Source organism: Actinacidiphila alni, assembly GCF_900112845.1.
Classification (GTDB): domain Bacteria; phylum Actinomycetota; class Actinomycetes; order Streptomycetales; family Streptomycetaceae; genus Actinacidiphila; species Actinacidiphila alni.
Genome location: NZ_FONG01000004.1, coordinates 332976 through 354286 on the forward strand (window position 1 = coordinate 332976; position 21311 = coordinate 354286).

Sequence of the window (21311 nt, forward strand, 5' to 3'; positions counted from 1 at the left end):
TTCCATGGAGTGGCCGGGCCGTTCCGGTGGACGGCGCGCCCCCAGGGGCTCATGGCTCAGGAGTTCCAGAAGTCCTCGCGGGCCAGGACGGCGGTGTCGGCGTTGTCGGTGAACAGGCCGTCGATGCCGGTCGCGAACCACGTCCTGAAGGCGGCCAGCGCGTCGCCGTAGGCGTTGGGGTCGGTGCCGACCTGGAAGTCCGCGGGCAGGAACTGGTTCTCGTTGCGCGCGGTGAAGGGGTGCAGCACCAGACCGGCCTTGTGCGCGTCCCTGACCACGGCGGTCGGCTTCAGCAGCCTGCCCGAGGCGTCGCGCGGGATGATCACGTCGGTGGTCGGGCCGATGCCCTGCGCGAAGCCGGCGATCCAGCGCAGCCCGGCCGGGGTGACCAGATCGGCCACGGTCCGCTTGTCGCCGGCGACGACGAAGTCCCAGGGCTGCGAGGTGAGGCCGTTGAGCAGGAAGATCTTGGGCGCGGCGCCGCCGAGCCGCCCGAGCCGCTGGAGGCTGTCCGCCTCGAAGGACTGGAGGAACTGCGGGGCGTCCGAGCGGTGCCTGCCGTACCGCTTGAGCAGCGTGATCAGCCGCTCCTCCAGCGGCAGTCCGATGCCGCGGAAGTAGGTGGGGTGCTTGGTCTCGGTGTGCAGCCACACCGCCTTGCCGCGCTTGCGGCCCTCGCGGTCGGCCCAGGCCAGCACCTCTTCGAAGGTGGGGACGGCCCAGCGGCCGTTGTAGATGGTGTTGCGCTGGCGGACCGCGGGCAGCCGCTCGACCGCGCGCAGCCGCTTGAGTTCGGCGAGGGTGAAGTCCTCGGTGAACCAGCCGGTGGTGGGGACGCCGTCGATCGTCTTGGTGGTCCTGCGGCCGGCGAATTCCGGGTGGTCCGCGACGTCGGTGGTGCCGCCGATCTCGGGCTCGTGGCGACAGACGAGGTGGCCGTCCTTGGTGGGCACGACGTCCTGTTCGACGACGTCCGCGCCGATCTCCAGCGCGTACTCGTAGGAGCCGAAGGTGTGCTCGGGCCGGTATCCGGCGGTACCGCGGTGGCCGACGATGGTGGGCCTGGGCAGCGCCGGGGCCCCGCCGTGGCCGGGGCGGCCGTGCTGCGGGGCGGCGGTCCGGTCCTGGGCCTGCGCCGTACCGGCCGTGCCGAGTACCGCGCCGCCCGCGCCGAGTGCCGCCGCGGACAGGACAGCGCGCCTGCCGAGGCCGGTCTTGTGCTGGTCATCCGTCATGCGCGCATCGTGCCGTGAAAAACTGTCGTCCGGTCGACCTCAGCCGTAACACGCACCCAACGGGTGTCAACACTGCGTAGCGGACGTGTGAACCCCGTGTGCGTCCGGTACGGCTGCGGAAGTATCGTCGTAGGGAGCGTCCGTGACGCTCCCGGAAGGTTCGTCAGCCGTCTCGCCGTGCCGGAAACCGTCTCAGGAATCGTGTCAGGAACCGGAGGGTCCGTTGTCCCGCATGTCCCGCAGTCTGCTCAAGGCGATTCTCGGAGTGCTGATGCGCGTCCTGTACCGCCCCCGGGTCGAGGGCGTGGACGGCATCCCCGGTGAGGGCCCGGTGATCCTCGCGGGCAATCACGTCACCTTCGTCGACTCGATGTTCCTGTCGCTGGTGGTGGACCGGCAGGTGTACTTCATCGGCAAGGACGAGTACGTCACGGGCAAGGGGATCAAGGGCCGGCTGATGGCCTGGTTCTTCACCACCTGCGGCATGATCCCGGTGGACCGCGACGGCGGACACGGCGGTGTCGCGGCGCTGATGACCGGCCGCCGGGTGCTGGACGAGGGCAAGATCTTCGGCATCTACCCGGAGGGCACCCGCTCCCCCGACGGCCGCCTCTACCGCGGGCGTACGGGCATCGCCCGGCTGGCGCTGATGACCGGCGCGCCGGTGGTGCCCTTCGCGATGATCGGCACCGACAAGGTGCAGCCCGGCGGCAAGGGCATGCCCAGGATCGCCCCGGTCACCATCCGCTTCGGCGCCCCGCTGACCTTCGCCCGGTACGAGGGCATGGACCGCGACCGCTATGTGCTGCGCGCGCTCACCGACGAGGTGATGAGCGAGGTCATGCGGCTGGGCGGCCAGGAGTACGTCGACATCTACGCCACGAAGGCCAAGGCCGCCTGATATCACGGGTGCCGGGGGCGGTTGGCGCCGCCCCGGCGCGGGAAGTCCCCCCGGGAACCGGTGGCGGGCCGGCTGCGTCACTGGCGGCAGGACACTACGTGAGGGGGCGCGCGTGCGGCGTGCGACAGGACGTGGGCTCGGGGCCGCGGTGACCGGTGGTGTCCTGGCGGCCGCGCTGGCGCTGGGCGGGTGCGCCGCGCCGGACCGGCCCACCGCGGACTCCGCGGGCCGCTTACCGGCGGCGGACGACGCCGGGCGGTTACCGGCCGCCGCTCCCCGGATCGCGCCCGGGCCCCGGGCCGCCCCGGGCAGGGCTCCCGCCGAGAAGTCCTGCAAGAACGACAGCTACCGGCCGAGCGGGCCGCCCCCGGCCGTCGGGCACATGCCGGCCGGTTCGACAATGGCGGCGATCGTCCGGCGCGGGCGGCTGATCGCCGGCGTCGACCAGAATTCGTACCTCTTCGGCTACCGCGACCCGCTGACCGGTCAACTCGACGGCTATGAGATCGAGTTGCTGCGGCGGATCGCCACCGCGCTGTTCGGCAGCCCGGACCGGATCCAGTTCCGCACCATCACCTCGGCGGCCCGTATCCCGGTGCTCACCACCGATCCGAACAAGGTGGACATCGTCGTCGACTCGATGACGATCAACTGCGAGCGCTGGCAGAGCGTCGCCTTCTCCAGCGACTACATGGACGCGGGCCAGCGGGTGCTGGTGCCCAGGCAGTCCACGGCGAGGTCCATCAAGGACCTGGGCGGCAAGAAGATCTGCGCCGCCAGGAAGACCACGTCCATCGACACGCTCGCCTCGCTGCGGAACCCCAGCGTGGTCCCGGTCGGTGTCGACGACTGGACGGACTGCCTGATGCTGATGCAGCTCGGCGAGGTGGACGCGGCCTCGACCGACGACACCATCCTGATCGGGCTGGCGGCGCAGGACCCCAACACCAAGCTGATCGGGCCGCGTTTCACCGACGAGCCGCACGGCATCGCGATGCAGCCGAAGCAGACCGACTTCGTGCGCTTCGTCAATGCCGTGCTCGAACAGATGCGGCAGGACGGCTCGTTGAAGGCGCTGGCCAGGAAGTGGCTCGGCACCGACAATTTCGCGCCGCCCGCCGTCACTTACCGCGACTGACGACCGGTGTGCGTACCGGTCAGGCCAGGCCGTGCCACGCCTGCGCCCAGGTGTGCTGCCGCGTCAGATCGGCCTTCACCTCGGCGAGTTGGACGGCGACGGCCTCGGGGGCCGTACCGCCGCGCCCGTTGCGCGAGGCCAGCGCGCCCGCGACGTCGAGGACTCCACGGACCTCGGGCGTCAGGTGCGCGGAGATCTTCGCGAACTGCTCGTCGGTGAGCTGGTCGAGTTCGATGCCCTCGGCCTCGCAGACCTTGACGCACTCCCCCGCCACCTCGTGCGCGATCCGGAAGGGCACGCCCTGCTTGACCAGCCACTCGGCGATGTCGGTGGCGAGCGAGAAACCGGCCGGGGCGAGCGCTTCCATCCGCTCCCGGTGCACGGTCAGTGTCGCCATCATCCCGGTGAACGCCGGGAGCAGCAGCTCCAGTTGCTCGCAGGAGTCGAAGAGCGGCTCCTTGTCCTCCTGGAGGTCCCGGTTGTACGCAAGCGGCAGCGCCTTGAGCGTGGCCATCAGCCCGGTGAGGTTGCCGATCAGCCGTCCGGACTTGCCGCGCGCCAGCTCCGCGATGTCCGGGTTCTTCTTCTGCGGCATGATCGAGGAGCCGGTGGAGAAGGCGTCGTGCAGGGTCACGAAGGAGAATTCCTTCGTGTTCCACAGGATGACCTCTTCGGCGATCCGGGAGAGGTTGACGCCGATCATCGCGGTGATGAAGGTGAACTCGGCCGCGTAGTCGCGGGACGCGGTGCCGTCGATGGAGTTGCCCACCGAGCCGTGCTGGAAGCCGAGTTCCTTGGCGACGGCCTCCGGGTCCAGGCCCAGCGAGGAGCCGGCGAGCGCGCCGGACCCGTACGGCGAGACGGCCGTACGCTCGTCCCACTGCCGCAGCCGCTCCGCGTCCCGGGACAGCGCCTGGGCGTGCGCCAGCACGTGGTGCGCGAAGAGCACCGGCTGGGCGTGCTGGAGGTGGGTGCGGCCGGGCATCGCGGTGTCCGGGTGGGCCTCGGCGAGGCCGACCAGCGCGCCCTGGAGGTCCACCAGCAGTCCGCCGATGATCCGGGCGTGGTCCCGCAGATACATCCGGAAGAGCGTGGTGACCTGGTCGTTGCGGGAGCGGCCGGCCCGCAGCTTGCCGCCGAGGTCGGGGCCGACCCGCTCCAGCAGGCCGCGTTCCAGTGCGGTGTGCACGTCCTCGTCGGCGATGGTGCCGGTGAAGTCGCCCGCGGCCACGTCCGCTTCGAGGGTGTCGAGACCGGCGATCATCCGGTCCAGTTCGTCGGCGGTCAGCAGCCCGGCCTTGTGCAGCACCCGGGCGTGCGCCCGGGAGCCGGCGATGTCGTACGGAGCGAGCCGGAAGTCGAAGTGCACGGAGGCGGAGAGCTTGGCGAGCGCCTCGGCGGGGCCGTCGGCGAACCGGCCGCCCCACAGCCGCAGGCTGTCGCCGTTCCCCGCGCCGTTGCCGTTGTCGTCGCCCGTGCCGTTGTCCGTGGCGTTGGTGTCCGTCACTGCGCCAGGTCCCGCTTCGCGGCGATCTTGCTGGACATGCCGAAGATCTCGATGAAGCCCTTGGACAGCGACTGGTCGAAGGTGTCGCCGGTGTCGTACGTGGCCAGGTTGAAGTCGTACAGCGACTCCTCGGAGCGCCGGCCGTTGACGACGGCCCGGCCGCCGTGCAGGGTCATCCGGATGTCGCCGGAGACGTGCTCGTTGGCCTCGCTCACGAAGCCGTCGAGCGCCCGCTTGAGCGGCGAGAACCACAGGCCGTCGTAGACCAGTTCGGCCCAGCGCTGCTCGACCTGCCGCTTGTAGCGGGCCAGTTCGCGCTCGACGGTGACGTTCTCCAGCTCCTGGTGCGCGGTGATCAGCGCGATGGCGCCGGGGGCCTCGTAGATCTCCCGGGACTTGATGCCGACCAGCCGGTCCTCGACGATGTCGATCCGGCCGATGCCCTGGGCGCCGGCCCGGACGTTGAGCTGCTGGATGGCCTCCAGCACGCTGACCGGCTTGCCGTCGATGGCCACCGGCACGCCCTGCTTGAAGGTGATGACCACCTCGTCGGCCTCGCGCGGCGTGGCCGGGTTCTGCGTGTACTCGTACACGTCCTCGATCGGCGCGTTCCAGATGTCCTCGAGGAAGCCGGTCTCGACGGCCCGCCCGAAGACGTTCTGGTCGATGGAGTACGGCGACTTCTTGGTGGTCGCGATCGGGAGGTTCTTCTCCTCGCAGAAGGCGATGGCCTTGTCGCGGGTCATCGCGTAGTCCCGGACCGGGGCGATGCACTTCAGGCCGGGGGCCAGCGAGGAGATGCCCGCCTCGAACCGCACCTGGTCGTTGCCCTTGCCGGTGCAGCCGTGCGCGACGGTGGTGGCGCCGTGCTTCTTCGCGGCGGCCACCAGGTGCTTGACGATGGTCGGCCGGGACAGCGCGGAGACCAGCGGATACCGGTCCATGTACAGCGCGTTGGCCTTGATGGCCGGCAGGCAGTACTCGTCGGCGAATTCGTCCTTGGCGTCCGCGACCTCGGCCTCGACCGCACCGCAGGCGAGCGCGCGCTTGCGGATGACGTCCAGGTCCTCGCCGCCCTGGCCGACGTCCACCGCGACGGCGATGACTTCGGCGCCGGTCTCCTCGGCGATCCAGCCGATGGCGACGGAGGTGTCAAGGCCGCCGGAGTAGGCGAGTACGACGCGCTCGGTCACGGGTCTCTCCTTACGATGCATACGCTGACTGGTATAAGTATGCACTCACCCGTATGGTTCGTCAACGCGGCAGGTCAGAGCCGCGTTGACGTCGGTATCGGTGGGAAGTGCGGGGTGCCCGGGGGCGTGCTTATGCCTCGCCCTGGGCGAGGCGGAGGAGGTGGTCGGCGAGCTTCTGGCCGCCGGCCGGGTCGCGGCTGATCAGGACGACGGTGTCGTCGCCCGCGATCGTGCCGAGGATGTCGTGCACCTCGGCCTGGTCCATGGCGGAGGCGAGGAACTGGGCGGCCCCGGGCGGGGTGCGGACCACCACGAGGTTGGCGGAGGCTTCCGCGGAGATCAGGAGCTCGGCGGCCAGCCGCCGCATCCGCTCCTCCTTGACGGACTCGCCGAGCGGCGCCTGCGGGGTGCGGAAGCCGCCCTCGGACGGCACCGCGTAGATCAGCTCCCCGTCGTTGGTGCGGATCTTGACCGCGCCCAGTTCGTCGAGGTCCCGGCTGAGCGTCGCCTGGGTGACGCTCAGCCCGTCGTCGGCGAGCAGCTTGGCGAGCTGGCTCTGCGACCTGACCGGCTGGCGGCCGAGGATGTCCACGATCCTGCGGTGCCGCGCGGTACGGGTCTGCGGTACGGCCTGGCTGCCATTCTGCTGCGCCTCGGTCATCGTCGTGTCAACTCCGTCATTCTCGGGCTCCGTTCGCGGCGCCGTTCGCCCCGGAGGCCCGGTGCACCCGGTCGAGGACGCCGGGCAGTGCCCGGAGGAACGCGTCCGTCTCGTCGTCGCCGACGATCAGCGGGGGCGCGAGCCGTACCGTGCCGGGCACGGCGGCGTTCACCAGGAAACCGGCGTCCTGAGCCGCCTTCTGGATCTGCGCTGAGAGCGGCTCGGTGAGCACGATACCCAGCAGCAGGCCCGTACCGCGCACATGATCGACCAACGGGTGTCGCAGTACCTCCACGCCCTGCCGCAGCTTCTCGCCCTGCCGCTTGACGTGGTCGAGCAGGCCGTCGGCCGCGATGGTGTCGAGCACGGCGAGCGCGGCGGCGCAGGCGACCGGATTGCCGCCGAAGGTGGTGCCGTGCGCGCCGGGCGTCATCAGGTCGGCGGCCGGGCCGAAGGCGAGCGCGGCGCCGATCGGCAGCCCGCCGCCGAGGCCCTTGGCCAGCGTGATCACATCGGGCTCGACGCCCTGTGCCTGGCACTCGAACCAGCTTCCCGTACGGCCGATGCCGGTCTGCACCTCGTCGAGCACCAGCAGGGTGCCGGTGGCCGCGGTGATCTCCCGGGCCGCGGCGAGATAGCCGGGCGGCGGGACGACCACGCCGTTCTCGCCCTGGATCGGCTCGATGATCACCAGCGCGGTGTCGGTGTCCACGGCCGCCCGCAGCGCGTCCGCGTCGCCGTACGGCACGAAGGTGACGTCGCCCGGCAGCGGCACGAACGGCTCGCGCTTCTTCGGCTGCCCGGTGAGGGCGAGCGCGCCCATCGTCCGGCCGTGGAAGCCGCCCTCGGTGGCGACCATCCGGCGCCGGCCGGTCAGCCGGCCGAGCTTGAAGGCCGCCTCATTGGCCTCGGCGCCGGAATTGCCGAAGAAGACCCGCCCGGGGCGACCGGCGAGCTGGAGCAGCCGTTCGGCCAGGGCGACCGGCGGCGGCGCGACGAAGAGGTTGGAGACATGGCCGAGCGCGCCGATCTGCCGCGTCACGGCCTCGACGACCGCGGGGTGCGCGGTGCCCAGCGAGTTGACGGCGATGCCGCCGAGGAAGTCGGTGTACTCCTTGCCGTCGGCGTCCCAGAACTTCGCGCCCGCGCCGCGGGTCAGCGGGACCCGCGGCGTCCCGTAGTTGTCCATCAGCGAGCCCTGCCACCGCCGGGTCAGTTCCTCGTTGCCGCTCACCGGGTCTCCCCCTCCTGCGTCGTGCCGGATACGTCCGTGCCTGCGGTGCTGCCGGGGCCGGCCGGGGCGTCGGGGACGACCATGGTGCCGATGCCCTCGTCGGTGAAGATCTCCAGCAGGATCGAGTGCTGCACCCGGCCGTCGATCACGCGGGCGGTGTGCACACCGTTGCGCACCGCGAACAGGCAGCCCTGCATCTTGGGGACCATGCCGCTGGACAGGTCCGGCAGCAGCTTCTCCAGTTCGGTCGCGGTCAGCTTGCTGATCACGTCGTCGCTGTTCGGCCAGTCCTCGTACAGGCCCTCCACATCGGTGAGGACCATCAGCGTCTCGGCGCCGAGCGCGGCGGCCAGCGCCGCGGCGGCGGTGTCGGCGTTGACGTTGTAGACGTGGTGGTCGTCGGCGGCGCGGGCGATCGAGGAGACCACCGGGATCCGGCCGTCGGCGAGCAGCGCCTCGATCGCGCCGGTGTCGATGGCGGTGATCTCGCCGACCCGGCCGATGTCGACGGACTCGCCCTCGATCCGCGGGAAGTGCTTGACCGCGGTGATGGTGTGCGCGTCCTCGCCGGTCATGCCGACGGCCAGCGGGCCGTGCTGATTGAGCAGTCCGACCAGCTCGCGCTGCACCTGTCCGGCCAGCACCATCCGGACCACGTCCATCGCCTCGGGCGTGGTCACCCGAAGGCCGGCCTTGAACTCGCTGACCAGGCCGTGCCGGTCGAGTTGCGCGCTGATCTGCGGGCCGCCGCCGTGCACGACGACCGGCTTGAGTCCGGCCTGCCGCAGGAAGACCACGTCCTGCGCGAAGGCGGCCTTCAGCTCCTCGTCGACCATGGCGTTGCCGCCGAATTTGATGACGACGACCTTGCCGTTGTGCCGGGTCAGCCAGGGCAGCGCCTCGACGAGGGTCTGTGCCTTGGGCAGCGCGGTGTGCCGGCGCGCGCCCTGCTGCCGCTCGGGGTTCTTCGGGTCGGTCATGAGCTGTACGCGCTGTTCTCGTGGACGTAGTCGGCGGTCAGGTCGTTGGCCCAGATCACCGCCGACTCCGTACCGGCGGCCAGGTCCGCGGTGATCGCGACCTCGCGGAACCGCATGTCGACCAGGTCGCGGTCCTCGCCGACCGAGCCGTTCCTGCACACCCACACGCCGTTGATGGCGACATTGAGCCGGTCGGGCTCGAAGGCGGCGGAGGTGGTGCCGATCGCGGACAGCACCCGGCCCCAGTTGGGGTCCTCGCCGTGGATGGCGCACTTGAGGAGGTTGTTGCGGGCGATGGAGCGGCCCACCTCGACGGCGTCGTCCTCGCTGGCCGCGTTGACGACCTCGATCCTGATGTCCTTGGAGGCGCCCTCGGCGTCGCCGATCAGCTGCCGGGCCAGGTCGCCGCAGACCGCGCGGACCGCGTCGGCGAACTCGCCGTGTTCCGGGGCGATTCCGGACGCGCCCGAGGCCAGCAGCAGCACGGTGTCGTTGGTCGACATGCAGCCGTCGGAGTCGATCCGGTCGAAGGTCAGCCGGGTGGCCTCGCGCAACGCCTTGTCCAGGGCGGGCGCTTCGACGTCGGCGTCGGTGGTCAGCACGACCAGCATCGTGGCCAGGCCCGGGGCGAGCATGCCCGCGCCCTTGGCCATGCCGCCGACGGTCCAGCCCGGCCCTTGCGCGACGGCCGTCTTGTGCACGGTGTCGGTGGTCTTGATCGCGATGGCGGCCTTCTCGCCGCCGTGCTCGGACAGTTCGGCTGCCGCCTTCTCGACTCCCGGCAGCAGCTTGTCCATCGGGAGCAGCAGGCCGATCAGGCCGGTCGAGGCGACCGCGATCTCGCCGGCGCTGTGCTCGGCGCCGAGCACCTGCGCGGCCTTCTCCGCGGTGGCGTGCGTGTCCTGGAAACCCCGCGGGCCCGTACAGGCGTTGGCGCCGCCGGAGTTGAGCACCACCGCGGTGACCGCGCCGCCCCTGACGACCTGTTCCGACCAGAGCACGGGCGCGGCCTTCACGCGGTTGGAGGTGAAGACGCCCGCGGCGGCGCGGCGCGGCCCGGTGTTGACCACGAGGGCCAGATCCGGATTGCCGTTCTCCTTGATCCCGGCGGCGATCCCCGCCGCCGTGAATCCCCTGGCTGCCGTGACGCTCACTGCTTCTCCCCGTTCCCTTCTCCGCCCGCTCGGCACAATGCCGCGGCCATCGTCGTCGTCCGCCTCCCGGCGGCCTCGCGTGCGTCGGTCACGGTGCGACTCCGATCGTGGAAAGTCCCGTGCTCTCAGGGAGTCCGAGAGCGATGTTCATGCTCTGCACCGCGCCGCCCGCGGTGCCCTTCGTGAGGTTGTCGATGGCGCTGATCGCGATCAGGCGGTGGGTGCTCTCGTCGTACGCGATCTGGATCTGTACGGCGTTGGAGCCGTGGACGGCGGCTGTCGCGGGCCACTGCCCCTCGGGCAGCAGGTGGACGAACGGCTCGTCGGCGTACGCCTTTTCGTACGCGGCGCGCAGCTCGGCGGCGGTGACACCGGGTCCTGCCTTGGCGCTGCACGTGGCGAGGATGCCGCGCGGCATCGGCGCGAGGGTGGGCGTGAAGGAGACGCTCACCCGCCGGCCGGCCGCCGCGCTCAGGTTCTGGATCATCTCCGGGGTGTGCCGGTGTCCGCCGCCGACGCCGTACGGGCTCATCGAACCCATCACCTCGGAGCCCAGCAGATGCGGCTTGGCCGCCTTGCCGGCGCCCGAGGTACCGGACGCCGCGGTGATCACGGCCTCCGGCTCGACCAGGCCCGCCGCGTACGCCGGGAACAGCGCGAGCGAGACGGCCGTCGGGTAGCAGCCGGGCACCGCGATCCGCTTGGCCCCGGCCAACGCGGCACGCGCGCCCGGGAGTTCGGGCAGCCCGTACGGCCAGGTGCCGGCGTGCGGCGAACCGTAGAACTTCTCCCAGTCCGCGGCGTCCGCCAGCCGGAAGTCGGCCCCCATGTCCACGATCAGCGCCTCGTCGCCGAGCTGTGCCGCGACCGCGGCGGACTGCCCGTGCGGCAGCGCGAGGAACACCACGTCGTGTCCGGCGAGCACCTCCGCCGTGGTGGGTTCGAGCACCCGCCCGGCCAGCGGCAGCAGATGCGGTTGCAGCGCGCCGAGCAGCTGCCCGGCGTTGGAGTTCCCGGTCACCGCGCCGATCTCCACCTCGGGGTGCCCCACCAGCAGCCGCAGCACCTCCCCGCCCGCGTATCCACTCGCCCCGGCCACCGCTGCGCGCACCACCATCGAACCCTCCTCGTCGATGGCATGACTATACGGTTCTTTGTAGAGTTATGCAACGCAGTTCCGCCGGGACGGGCCCCGGACCTGCGGATTCAGCGCTTGATCGCGCGGAGGATGACGAATTTGGGGTCGGAGGCGACCGTTTCGCAGGAGCCGAAGAGGCGGCGGAGGCGGACGTGGTAGCCGAGGTGGCGGTTGCCGACGACCCAGAGTTCGCCGCCGGGGCGCAGGGCGGCGCGGGCGGCGGCGAACATGCGGCGGGCGGTGGCGTCGGTGGTCGCCTGGTGGGAGTGGAAGGGCGGGTTGTTCAGGACGAGGTCGGCGCTGTCCGGGGGGACGCCGGTCAGGCCGTCGGCGACCAGGAAGTCGGCCTTGGTGGCGGGGTCGGCGTTGGCCCGGAAGGTCGCCTCGGCGGAGGCGACGGCCTGGTGGGACTCGTCGGTGAAGAGCACCGAGGACTCCGGGTTGGCCAGCGCCGCCGCCGTACCGACGACGCCGTTGCCGCAGCCGAGGTCGATCACCCGGTCCGGGCCGTGCCGGGCCGGGAGGTGCTGGAGCAGGAAGCGGGTGCCGATGTCCAGCCGCTCGGCGCAGAAGACGCCGGCGTGATTGGTGACGGTACGGCCGGAGGCGGCGCCGATGCCGTCCGGCAGCGCGTAGCGGATCGGCCAGGGGCTGGGGGTGCGGGTCCGGCCGGGGGCCGGGGTGCAGAAGATCAGCCGGGCCTTCTTCTCCGCCAGTGACGTACGGGTCGGGCCGAGGATCCGCTCGAAGAGGTGGAGGGTGGAGGTGTGGATCTCGGTGGTCATGCCGGTGCCGACCACCACGGTGCCCTCGTGGACGGCGGGCGCGAGCCGGTGCAGCTGGTCCTCCAGCAGCGCGAGGCTCTTGGGGACCCGCACCAGCAGGACGTCGATCCGGTCGGGCGGGGTGTCACGGGTCGACAGCAGCCGGACCCCGTCGGCGGCCTCCGGAGCGTTGCGGCGCAGATTGGCCCGGGTCGCCTGCTGTGCGAGGAAGGAGTCCGAGATCTGCGTCGGGGCGTACGCGGCCAGCGCCGTGCTCAGCGCGCCCCAGCGGTCGCCGACGATCACGACCGTGCCCGACAGGTCCACGGCGCCGCCCGCCGCCGTACCTGATTCGGCCGCGGTACGTGTCACCGCGGCGCGCGCCTCCGGCCGGGTGTCGGCGCGGGTGTCCACGAGGTGCCGCAGCAGGTAGGTGTCGGCGGCGTCCCACGCCCGCAGCTGCTCGCGCGGGTCGTGCGGGAAGCGCGTGAGTTCGAGGTCACCCCAGGGCGTCGTGCATCGGATCATGGTGCTGACAGGCTAACCTCTGCGCGCCCCGTGAGGATGTGCGCGCCTGCTCAGGATGTGCCCGCCTGCCGTGCGCGGCCGTGGAAGGCGGCGCGGTACGACTGCGGTGTGGTGCCGACGATCCGCCGGAAGCGCTCGCGGAAGGCGGTCGGTGACCCGAAGCCGGACTGTTCGGCGATCCGCTCGACGGTGTGCTCGGTGGTCTCCAGCAGATACTGCGCCCGCCGGATCCGGGCCCGAAGCAGCCATTGCAGGGGTGTGGTGCCGGTCTGCTCGCGGAAGCGGCGGCTGAAGGTGCGCTGGCTCATCCCGCAGCGGGCGGCCATCGCGTCAAGCGTGACGTCCTTGTCGGCGTTGTCCGCCAGCCACGCCAGCACCTCTTCCAGGGCCGAGCCGCGCGGCGCCGGCGGCTGGTCGTGCACGACGAACTGGGCCTGGCCGCCCTCCCGTTCGAGCGGCATGACCGAAAGCCGGGCCGTGTCGGCGGCCACCGCGGAGCCGAGGTCGCGGCGGATCATGTGCAGGCACAGGTCGAGTCCGGCCGCCGCAGACCGAGGCGATCCGGGTGCCGCGCGCCGCGGCGGCGCGCAGCGCGTCCAGCACGTCGTCGCCGGGCGGTCCCGCGCGAGGTGACCGTACGGCTGGCGATGTACACCGGCCTGTTCAATCTGCTGTGGGCGACGGTGACGGTGCTGATGATCAGCCGGCCCGGCTCGACGACCGGCGTCTGAGCCGCCACCGCGGACAAGGAGCGGGACCCGGAGGCATGTCCAGCCTCCGGGCCCCTCGGTCGCCGCCCTGTGCACACACCGGCACGCTTGAGGCCGCGGGTCAGTCTGATGTCGTCACGTTCTACCGTTGAACTACCGGCCCCCGAAGAGGGCCGGGCAGGATTTGAACCTGCACCTGACGACCGGGCCCGCGGCCGGTCGATCCGGCGATCGGCGGCAGCTGCTGAGTCTGGAGCGAGAGTCTGAGATTGATCGCGGTCTGCCTCTGCCGGTTGGGCCACCCCCGCACGTGGTGCGGGGGGAGGGATTCGAACCCCCACTGGAACCGCGTCTTTCACGACGAACTTCAGCGTCAGCTTTGCGCTCCTCGCGCACCCTCCGCGCTCCCGCGGAGGGGATCTTGGGGGGTCACTGCGCGAACAGGTACCCGAATACGGCGTCGCCGACCCGCTGGTCGGTGACCTCCGCGCCGTTCGCCTCCTCGCGGGCGAACTTCACCGCCTGCTGCAACGTCTCGACCCGGTCCAGCAGTTCGTTGACCCGGCGGGCGGGCAGCGCGCCGGAGAACTTCACCGTGGTCCAGTAACCGACCGCCACGTCCTCGTAGTAGACCTCGACCTGTGCCGGGTGCTTCTCGGTCGCCTCGGCCTTCACGTGATTGCGCGGGACCTTGCGGGTGCGGATCGTACGGACCGGCTCGGTCTTCCAGGCGTCGGTGGACGCGTCGAGATTCCAGCCCTCGGCCGCGTCCAGCACCGGCAGCTTGCGGACGAAGGTGTTGAGGTCGGTGAGCTGCTTCTCCAGGAAGAGCAGATAGGACACGGGCACGTCGGCGACCAGCGTCCGGCCGTCGACCTTCACGTCGGCGCGCGCCTCGCAGTTGGCCCAGTCCTTGGTGGCGGTCACGTCGAAGAGCCGGGTGAGCGCCGCCGCGGTGTCGCGCAGCACGGTCTCGGCCTTGATCTGCACCCGGGTCGACTCGGGCGGCAGCTGCTCGCCCTCCTCATCCTTCGGCTGATAGGTCCGCGAGATACCGGACAGCAACGCGGGCTTCTGCAGGTCGTGATGAGCGGTCGTCAGTTCCTGCTGCGCCTTGGACTTGACGCCCTTCTCCACTGCGATGATCTGATTGAGTTTCGCCACCCGCAGACGGTAACAGCGGCCCGGCCGCGCGTTCGACCGGTTTTCCGGGGCGGCTCACACCCCCGCTCCGCTCCCCCGGCGGCCGCCGACGCCCGCCGGGACGAGCCGCGTTGACGTTTTCCTGAGAGTGGTCACCAAAGGTTGACCGAGCCTGACGGACTTCTGATCCGTACCGCCTTGAAGGCGGGCCGGAATCCCTGGAACCCTGAATTGCGGACCCGATTCCCAGGCGCAAAGGACTATTGCGATGACCGACCCGACCGATTCCCGCCCGACCGATTCCCGTACCGCCGAATTCGGCGCGGTGCGCGTGGAGCGGGGCCGTGCGACGCCGGAGGAACTGGCGGCGCTGCTGGCCGTTCTGTACGCCCGCGCGGGCGCCGCGGCCGAACCGTCGCCCGCGGCCGGGGTCGTGAGCATGGCGCGGTGGCGGCGCCCGGAGCGGGCGTCCCTCTTCCACGCGCCGCGCGTCTGGCACCCGTACGGGCGCGCCGCCGCCTGAGTCCCGCGCGCCGTCGCGGTCCCGGCCGGCCCCCTGTCCACCGCGGACGGGGGCCGGCCGGACCCGTACTCAGGCCACCGGGTACAGGCTGCCGAAGTGCCGGTAGAGCAGGCCGGTGCCGCCGAGGTGCTTCAGCAGCGGCTCCCAGACGGCCTCGATGTGGGCGACGGCGTTGGCCTCGGTCACCCACTCCGAGAAGCTGAGCACACTCGTGCCGTCCACGCTGATGTGCATGTTCGCCGAGATCCCGCCCGGGTAGTCGCGGTCGTCGCCCTCGGTGGCCTCCTCGGCGGCGAAGAGCCCGTCCACGAATTCACGGGCGGCCCGGTCGTTCTCCGCGCCGAAGAAGGCGACGGGGAAGGACTCGGCGACGGGCGCGGGGTCGGGGATGCCGTTGCCGCGGACGGCGCGGTAGAGCCGGTAGGGCACGGGGGCGGGGGCGGGCCCGGCGGTTTCCGGGACGGCCGGGCCCGCGTACGCGATGCCGCCCTCCTCCTTCAGCGCCCGCAACAGCGCCTCTTCAGACGCCCATTGGCCGTACGTCAGCACCGATTCGCCGTCGCTGCTGGTGTACGCCGTCAGCGACAGCAGCTCCGGCGGCCACTGCGCGGCCTGCCAGTGCGCGACGACGGCTTCCGCGGTCGCGGTCTGCCGTTCACTGGTGGTGGGCACGGTCGTGACGAGCACGATGTCGCTTCGCGGATTCTCGATGACGGGCCGCACGGTGGACGCGTGGGACATTCTCCGGCTCCTCGGGAAGGGGGGGCGGCCCCGCCGGAAAAGGCGCGGGCCACGGCGTGGTACGGAACATTCTCCGACCGGCCGTGACCCGCGCCCAGGAATCCCGGCTCAGGGTTGTGAAAAGAACATCAATTCCTGCTGGGCAAAACTGTGCGCCGCGTCAATTCGCCTCCGCGGCGGCGGACTTGCCGCGCCGGCCGAGCAGGATGCGCGCGGTGTCCGCGTCCAGCCGCCGGGCGGCGGCGGGGTCGAAGGACCGGTCGGTGACCCCGATCCGTACGCCTTCCACGAAGGCGCTCAGCGGCTCTGCCGGCGGGGCGTCCACGGCCGCGAGGATCGGCGGCAGTGCCGCCTCGACCGGCTTGGCGAAGGACTGCATCGAGCGGATCTGCTGGAGCGTCGGCTCGTCGTAGGAGCCGGAGAAGCTCGTGGCGGTGACGCCGGGGTGGATGAGGACGTAGCGGATGCCCAGTTCGCCGTACCGCTCGGCGAAGGCCACGCCCAGCAGGTCGTTGAGCTTGCCGCCCTGGCCGAGGGCGGCGCCGCCGTGGTAGCCGTGGCGCAGCTCCAGGTCGTCCCAGCGCACCACGTTCAGACTGGCGCCGGGCCCCGCCACGTTCACCACCACCGGGTGCTCCGCCGCGGACAGCGCGTCCACGAGCGCGTGCCCGAGCAGATAGCGGCTGAGGTAGAAGAGCGCGAAATTCTCCTCGATGCCGTCGGCCGTCTCGGCGCGCCGGGTCCGGTAGTGCCGGGCGCAGAAGATCAGCGCGTCCAGCGTCGGGAAGCGGGCGCGCAGTTCGTCGGCGATCCGCTCGTTCTCCTCGATCAGGCTGAGGTCGGCGGGCAGGAAGACGGCACGGTCGGCGGCGCCGAGCGCGGCGGCGGTGTCAAGGAACGCCTTGCCCTTGGTCTCGCTGCGGCCGACGACCACGACGGTGTCGCCGGCGCCGAGCCGTACCTCGGCCAGCGCCTTGCCGATGCCGTCGGTGCCACCGGCGATCACGATCGTTTTCACAGCACGTCCCCTTGGGCGGCCAGGGAGGCCGGGGCCTCCGCGGATTTGTCGGGTGCTCGGACGTCCTCGGGCACCGCGCCCTCGTCGGGCGCGGCGGGCTCCTGCGGGCGGGCGCGGCCCGGCAGTTGGGTCGCGGCGACCGCGGCGAGCGCGAGCGCCGCGGTCACGCCCCAGTAGGCGTGCCGGAAGCCGCCGAGCGCGTCACCGTCGCCCGCGCTCTGCACCAGCAGCGCGACGAGCGCGATGCCGATCGCGGCGCCGAGCTGATTGAGCATGTACAGCACCGTGCTGCCCTGCGGCACCTTCTGCGGGGGCAGCGTCCGGTAGAGCGAGGCGATGGTGGGCGCGCCGACGCTGCCGAGGCCGATACCGATGGTGAACGCCACCACCGCCGTCCAGACCTGCGAGGTGCCCGCGTCGAGCTGGGTGAAGGCCAGGGCGCTGAGCCCGGCGAGCACACTGCCGCCGAGCACCAGATTGCGCGAGCCCAGCTTGTCCGACAGCCGCCCGGTCAGCGGCATGGACAGGGCGGAGCCGACGCCGAGCGGGGCGAGCAGCAGCGCGGACTCGAAGGTGTCGTGGCCGCGGACCTGCTGGTAGTAGAGCGGGAGCGCGAACAGGCTGGCGAAGGTCGCCAGTCCCACGAGGGCGCTCAGGACGACGCTGGCGGAGAAGCTGCGCGAGGTGAACAGCCGCAGGTCGATCAGCGGGGGTGTGCCGCGCTCGCGCAGCGCGTGGACGGCGTAGGCGGCGAGCAGGACGACGGCGGCGGCCAGCGGCACCAGGACCTGCCAGGTGGCGAATTCGGTCCGCTCGGCGTACTGCGACAGAGTCAGTACGGCGGCGGCGACGCCGGGGCCGATCAGCGCGACGCCGACGGTGTCGAGCCGGCCCGCGGTGTGCTCGCCGGGGGCCGGCCGGTCGTCGGGGATCACCCGCAGCGCGAGCACCAGGGCGAGCAGGCCGATCGGCACGTTCACCAGGAACATCCAGCGCCAGCTGACCCCTTGCAGGATGAAGCCGCCGACGATCGGTCCGAACACCGGGCCGCTGGAGCCGACGACGCCCATCAGACCCATGACCTGGCCGATCCTGGCGGGTCCCGCCGAGCGGGCCAGCAGGGTCAGCATCAGCGGGTCGAGCAGCCCCGCGCCGAGTCCCTGGAGGACCCGGAAGACGATCAGGCTGCCGATGTTCCACGCGAGCCCGGAGCTGATGGAGCCCGCCAGGAAGACCACGAGGCCGAGCAGCCAGAGCCGCCGGCCGCCGAACCTGTCGACGGCCCAGGTGGTGACCGGGATGCTCACCGTCAGCGCGAGCAGATAGGCGGTGGACACCCAACTCACCGCGCTGAGCGAGGTGTCGAAGTCCTTGACCAGGGTGTCCGCGGCGACGGCGATCATCGAGCCGTCGAGGATGCCCATGATCCCGCCTAACAGGATCACTCCGATCAGTCGTCGCAGCGCGGGATCCAGGCCCTCGTTCGACGGGTGCGCCATGAGTCTCTCCGATGGCATGAGGTGGCGTCACATCACGTGCCGCCAGGCGAATTTGCACTCGTCAGTGCAGATTAGAGCACCGTACAGACTCTTGACAACGCGGTCGGGCAACCGAATGCACTCATGGGTGCAACTCAACGCCCGTACCGGGTACACTCGTTGCGTGGGCGGATCTGCGACTTCGACGACTGCGACGACAGCGACGGCTTCTGCGACGGCAGCCGCGGCGACTTCCGTGACGGCGGCGGCACCGGCCCCCCGTGGCCGGGCGGCCTCGCGGGGCCGTATCGACAAGCGGCAGGCGATTCTCGACGCCGCTTTCACCGTGTTCGCGAACCGGGGGTACGCCGGTGCGTGCATGGAGGAGATCGCCGAGGTCGCGGGCGTCGCCAAGCACACTGTGTACAACCATCTCGGCGACAAGGAAAGCCTGTTCCACGCCGCGATGGAGGCGGCGGGGAGCGCGGTGATGGCCGAGAATCTGGCGCTCGCGGAGCAGCTCACGGTCGATCAGTCCGCCGTGGCGTCGACCGCCGGGGGGCAGGCCGATCCGGTGCGCACCCGGCTGGAGGACGTCGGCCGCCTCCTGCTGCACCAGTGTTGCGACCCCCGCTCCTGGGCGCTGCGCCGGCTGCTGCACGCGGAGATCACTCGCTTCCCCGATCTCCTGGAGGCCGTCTGGGGCCGCGGCGCCGACCGGTTGCGGCAGACCCTCGCCGACCGGATGGCGCGGCTGTCGCTGGCCGGTCTGCTGCGCCCCTGCGATCCCGTCGAGGCCGCCGAGCAGTTCCTCGCGCTGCTCACCGGCCCCATGGAGGCCCGGTCCCAGCTCGGTACGCGTCCAGTGCCGGACGCCGAGCGGGAGCTGGTCGCGCACGCCGCGGTGAGCACGTTCCTGCGCGCCTACCGCGACGCCGCGCCCGGCGCTTCCCCGAGCCCGTCCTCGCTCCCCGCCACCGCCTGAACCGCGCGCCTCCCCCGCAGGACCGCTTCCCTCCGCTTCTTTCCTCCTCCTTCTTGCTCCTTCCTCACCCCTGGTGTCTTCGCGCACGCCGGCATGTATGCGTCCGCCGCGCCAAGGCCGTGTGAACGCGTATGAATGCCCTGGCTCGAATCGACGACACCGGTTTGGGAATCCGCCGAGCGGATCAGATCTGGATAGGTGCTCACCCGACAGCGAAGCAGGCAATGGAGCTTGCGGCCGTGAATCCGCCTTCGGTCCACGCAACTCCAAGGGAGATACCGTGCGCATACTCGTCGTGGCGGCGCAGGAAGTCGAAGCGAAAGAGCTGGCCCGCAATCTGGAACGGTACGGTCACGAGGTCACGATCGTGGATTCCGGGGCCGCCGCACTCGAGCAGTACGAACGGGCGAATTTCGTGCTGCTCGATCTCGACCTGCCGGACATGGACGGCCTGGACGTCTGCCGTGCGCTGCGGGAGACCGGCGGACTTCCCGTTATCGCGTTCGCCGGCGGTGGGACAGAACTAGACCGGGTGCTCGGCCTGCGGGCGGGCGCCGACGACTGCCTCGACAAGCCCTTCGAAATACGGGAGTTGGCGGCCCGTATGGAGGCGGTCATGCGCCGCCGAAAACCCCGGCGTCCGGTGCTCGACCCGAAAACCGCGGTCTCGATCGGTGAACTGCACATCGACGCGGTCTCACGGAAAGTCCGGGTGCGCGAACGGTCGGTGCGGCTGACCCGCAAGGAGTTCGACCTGCTGTACTACCTGGCCCGGCATTCGGAGATGGTCGTCACACGGCAGCGACTGCTGGCCGAGATCTGGGAGATTCCGCTGGCCCTGGCCGCCGGATATCAAGCGAGCCGCACCGTGGACACCCATGTCAACTCGTTGCGCAACAAATTGGGCCGCAGCAGCTGGATCGTCACCGTACGCGGTGTGGGCTTCCGGGTCGGCGTCGGCTGACGCCGCGGCGCCGGTGCTCCCGGGGCGGGGGCGCCGGCGCCGCATCGTCTCCGCGCGACGGGACCGTACGGAACGGACCTACAGATAGACCGAGTTGGGTTCGAGCCCGGCCAGCGACCTGCCGTACAGCTCGATGTTGGTGCCGGGGGTGATCAGCGCGTGCAGCGACGTCGCGTGCACATCGCGCTGGATGCGGGTGATCGGCACGTCACGGAAGATCGAGGAGCCGCCGCTCGCCCCGGCCAGGATCTCCACCGCCTGCTTGGCCTGCCGGGCGATCCAGCCGATCTGCACCCGGGAGTGGACGCGTTCCTCCTGGGTCCACGGCTCGTCCCGCTCGATCTTGTCCGCCAGCAGATCGGCGAAGCGGTGCGCCCGCGCCTCGGCGTCCTGGATCAGCAGGGCGGCCTCGCCGATCTGGAGGTGGGTGATCGGCGCCTCCGCCTGGCTCGGGTAGTTCGTGTACGTCAGCGGCCGTCCGGGCAGCCGCTCCAGGAAGCTGGACAGGGCGTACTTCGCGGCGCCGACGAGCTGGCCGGTCTGCATCGCGGTCGCGGTGACCAGCATCGGCACCCGGTAGGCGCCCTTGGCCGCCTGGACCGGCGAGTTGGCGACGTTCTGGTAGAAGTCGGCGCCGGAAATCACCCGGTGGTCGGGCACGAAGACGTCCTTGGCCACGGTGGTCACGCTGCCGGAGCCGGCGAGGCCGATGGTGTTCCAGTCGTCCACGATCTCCAGTTCGGGGATCGGGATCAGCGCGAAGACCGGGAGGACGGGACCGTCCGGCGCCGCGGCGCCCTCGGGCTGCTCGGGGATCGCGGCGGTGATCTTGTAATGGGCGTGCAGGACGCCGCTGTTGAAGCCCCAGCTCCCGTTGATCAGATAGCCGCCGTCGACCCGCTTCGCCGTGCCGGAGGCGGCTGTCGTGCCGGTCACCCGGACGTGCGGCTGCGCGAACACCTCTTCCAGCGCCTGGTCGGGCCACAGGCCGACCATCCAGGTCAGCGACGCGTAGATGGACAGCACGAAGGCGGCCGAGCTGTTGCCCTTGGCGATCTCGGCCAGGACGTCGACGAAGGCGCGGGTGTCGGACTCGTATCCGCCGTACTCCACGGGCACCTGCATCTTGAGCAGGCCGGACGCCTCGATCGCCTCGATGACGTCCTGCGGGAGCCGCCGGTTCTCGTCGATCCACAGCGCGCGGGACCGCAGCAGCGGCACCAACTTCTCGGCGGCTGCGACGAGTTCTTCCCGCCTGGGGGCGCTGCTTGGCGCGGAGCTGGTCACGATGGATTCCTCCTGGGTAGGGATATGAC

Annotated in this window: 19 protein-coding genes, 1 tRNA gene and 1 pseudogene; 5 read left to right on the forward strand and 16 right to left on the reverse strand. The window is 71.1% G+C overall.

Annotated features, from left to right (window positions below; translation table 11 throughout):
* Window positions 1–56 precede the first annotated feature (56 nt).
* Window positions 57–1235: a glycerophosphodiester phosphodiesterase gene (locus BM076_RS09345; protein ID WP_093712950.1), complete on the reverse strand. Its 1179-nt coding sequence runs from the start codon at window positions 1233–1235 to the stop codon at window positions 57–59.
* 232 nt (window positions 1236–1467) lie between these two features.
* Between BM076_RS09345 and BM076_RS09350 the strand changes: the two genes are divergently transcribed.
* Both BM076_RS09350 and BM076_RS09355 read left to right on the forward strand, forming a co-directional pair.
* Window positions 1468–2136, forward strand: coding sequence for a lysophospholipid acyltransferase family protein (locus BM076_RS09350; RefSeq protein ID WP_093712951.1), 669 nt, complete (start codon window positions 1468–1470; stop codon window positions 2134–2136).
* 148 nt (window positions 2137–2284) lie between these two features.
* Window positions 2285–3274, forward strand: coding sequence for a glutamate ABC transporter substrate-binding protein (locus BM076_RS09355; RefSeq protein ID WP_245795881.1), 990 nt, complete (start codon window positions 2285–2287; stop codon window positions 3272–3274).
* Window positions 3275–3293: 19 nt separating this feature from the next.
* Here the strand turns inward: BM076_RS09355 and argH are convergent, their stop codons facing one another.
* From argH to BM076_RS09410, 11 genes and pseudogenes are all read right to left on the reverse strand, one after another.
* Entirely contained in the window at window positions 3294–4709 is a 1416-nt protein-coding gene (argH, locus tag BM076_RS09360; RefSeq protein ID WP_093713039.1) for an argininosuccinate lyase, read from the reverse strand.
* A 68-nt stretch (window positions 4710–4777) separates the two neighbouring features.
* Complete coding sequence (locus BM076_RS09365; protein ID WP_093712952.1) at window positions 4778–5974, reverse strand: argininosuccinate synthase; 1197 nt, start codon at window positions 5972–5974, stop codon at window positions 4778–4780.
* Between the two features lie 130 nt (window positions 5975–6104).
* Entirely contained in the window at window positions 6105–6635 is a 531-nt protein-coding gene (locus tag BM076_RS09370) for an arginine repressor (protein WP_093712953.1), read from the reverse strand.
* 16 nt (window positions 6636–6651) lie between these two features.
* Complete coding sequence (locus tag BM076_RS09375) at window positions 6652–7824, reverse strand: acetylornithine transaminase (protein ID WP_245795922.1); 1173 nt, start codon at window positions 7822–7824, stop codon at window positions 6652–6654.
* Between the two features lie 41 nt (window positions 7825–7865).
* Window positions 7866–8849: an acetylglutamate kinase gene (gene argB / locus BM076_RS09380; protein WP_245795883.1), complete on the reverse strand. Its 984-nt coding sequence runs from the start codon at window positions 8847–8849 to the stop codon at window positions 7866–7868.
* The gene (gene argJ, locus BM076_RS09385; RefSeq protein WP_093712955.1) at window positions 8846–10003 is read right to left on the reverse strand and encodes a bifunctional glutamate N-acetyltransferase/amino-acid acetyltransferase ArgJ; all 1158 of its coding nucleotides are present in this window, start codon (window positions 10001–10003) and stop codon (window positions 8846–8848) included. The genes argB and argJ overlap by 4 nt, the downstream gene beginning before the upstream one ends.
* A gap of 88 nt (window positions 10004–10091) precedes the next feature.
* On the reverse strand, window positions 10092–11120 hold the full coding sequence (gene argC, locus BM076_RS09390; RefSeq protein WP_093712956.1) for an N-acetyl-gamma-glutamyl-phosphate reductase: 1029 nt from the start codon (window positions 11118–11120) through the stop codon (window positions 10092–10094).
* An 89-nt stretch (window positions 11121–11209) separates the two neighbouring features.
* Window positions 11210–12433, reverse strand: coding sequence for a methyltransferase (locus BM076_RS09395; protein ID WP_093712957.1), 1224 nt, complete (start codon window positions 12431–12433; stop codon window positions 11210–11212).
* A 50-nt stretch (window positions 12434–12483) separates the two neighbouring features.
* Window positions 12484–12981, reverse strand: a pseudogene (locus BM076_RS09400) (GlxA family transcriptional regulator); the annotation flags it as partial.
* Window positions 12982–13312: 331 nt separating this feature from the next.
* Window positions 13313–13448: transfer RNA gene (locus BM076_RS36525), tRNA-OTHER, on the reverse strand.
* Window positions 13449–13572: 124 nt separating this feature from the next.
* Window positions 13573–14307, reverse strand: a complete 735-nt coding sequence (locus BM076_RS09410; RefSeq protein ID WP_093712958.1) for a DUF7873 family protein — start codon at window positions 14305–14307, stop codon at window positions 13573–13575.
* Window positions 14308–14554: 247 nt separating this feature from the next.
* Here BM076_RS09410 and BM076_RS09415 point away from each other — a divergent pair, with 247 nt between their 5' ends.
* On the forward strand, window positions 14555–14809 hold the full coding sequence (locus tag BM076_RS09415) for an acyl-CoA carboxylase epsilon subunit (RefSeq protein ID WP_093712959.1): 255 nt from the start codon (window positions 14555–14557) through the stop codon (window positions 14807–14809).
* 69 nt (window positions 14810–14878) lie between these two features.
* On the opposite strand, the gene BM076_RS09420 is transcribed toward BM076_RS09415, so the two are convergent.
* From BM076_RS09420 to BM076_RS09430, 3 genes are all read right to left on the reverse strand, one after another.
* Entirely contained in the window at window positions 14879–15550 is a 672-nt protein-coding gene (locus BM076_RS09420; RefSeq protein ID WP_093712960.1) for a hypothetical protein, read from the reverse strand.
* Between the two features lie 160 nt (window positions 15551–15710).
* A complete protein-coding gene (locus tag BM076_RS09425; protein ID WP_093712961.1) occupies window positions 15711–16568 on the reverse strand; it encodes an SDR family NAD(P)-dependent oxidoreductase in 858 nt (285 codons plus the stop codon).
* Entirely contained in the window at window positions 16565–18067 is a 1503-nt protein-coding gene (locus BM076_RS09430) for an MDR family MFS transporter (RefSeq protein ID WP_093712962.1), read from the reverse strand. The genes BM076_RS09425 and BM076_RS09430 overlap by 4 nt, the downstream gene beginning before the upstream one ends.
* 235 nt (window positions 18068–18302) lie before the next feature.
* Here BM076_RS09430 and BM076_RS09435 point away from each other — a divergent pair, with 235 nt between their 5' ends.
* Together BM076_RS09435 and BM076_RS09440 are read left to right on the forward strand one after the other, a co-directional pair.
* The gene (locus BM076_RS09435) at window positions 18303–19031 is read left to right on the forward strand and encodes a TetR/AcrR family transcriptional regulator (RefSeq protein WP_265737087.1); all 729 of its coding nucleotides are present in this window, start codon (window positions 18303–18305) and stop codon (window positions 19029–19031) included.
* Between the two features lie 280 nt (window positions 19032–19311).
* Entirely contained in the window at window positions 19312–19995 is a 684-nt protein-coding gene (locus BM076_RS09440) for a response regulator transcription factor (RefSeq protein ID WP_245795886.1), read from the forward strand.
* Between the two features lie 78 nt (window positions 19996–20073).
* Here BM076_RS09440 and BM076_RS09445 read toward each other — a convergent pair whose 3' ends face one another.
* The gene (locus BM076_RS09445; protein ID WP_093712965.1) at window positions 20074–21282 is read right to left on the reverse strand and encodes an acyl-CoA dehydrogenase family protein; all 1209 of its coding nucleotides are present in this window, start codon (window positions 21280–21282) and stop codon (window positions 20074–20076) included.
* Window positions 21283–21311: the final 29 nt, after the last annotated feature.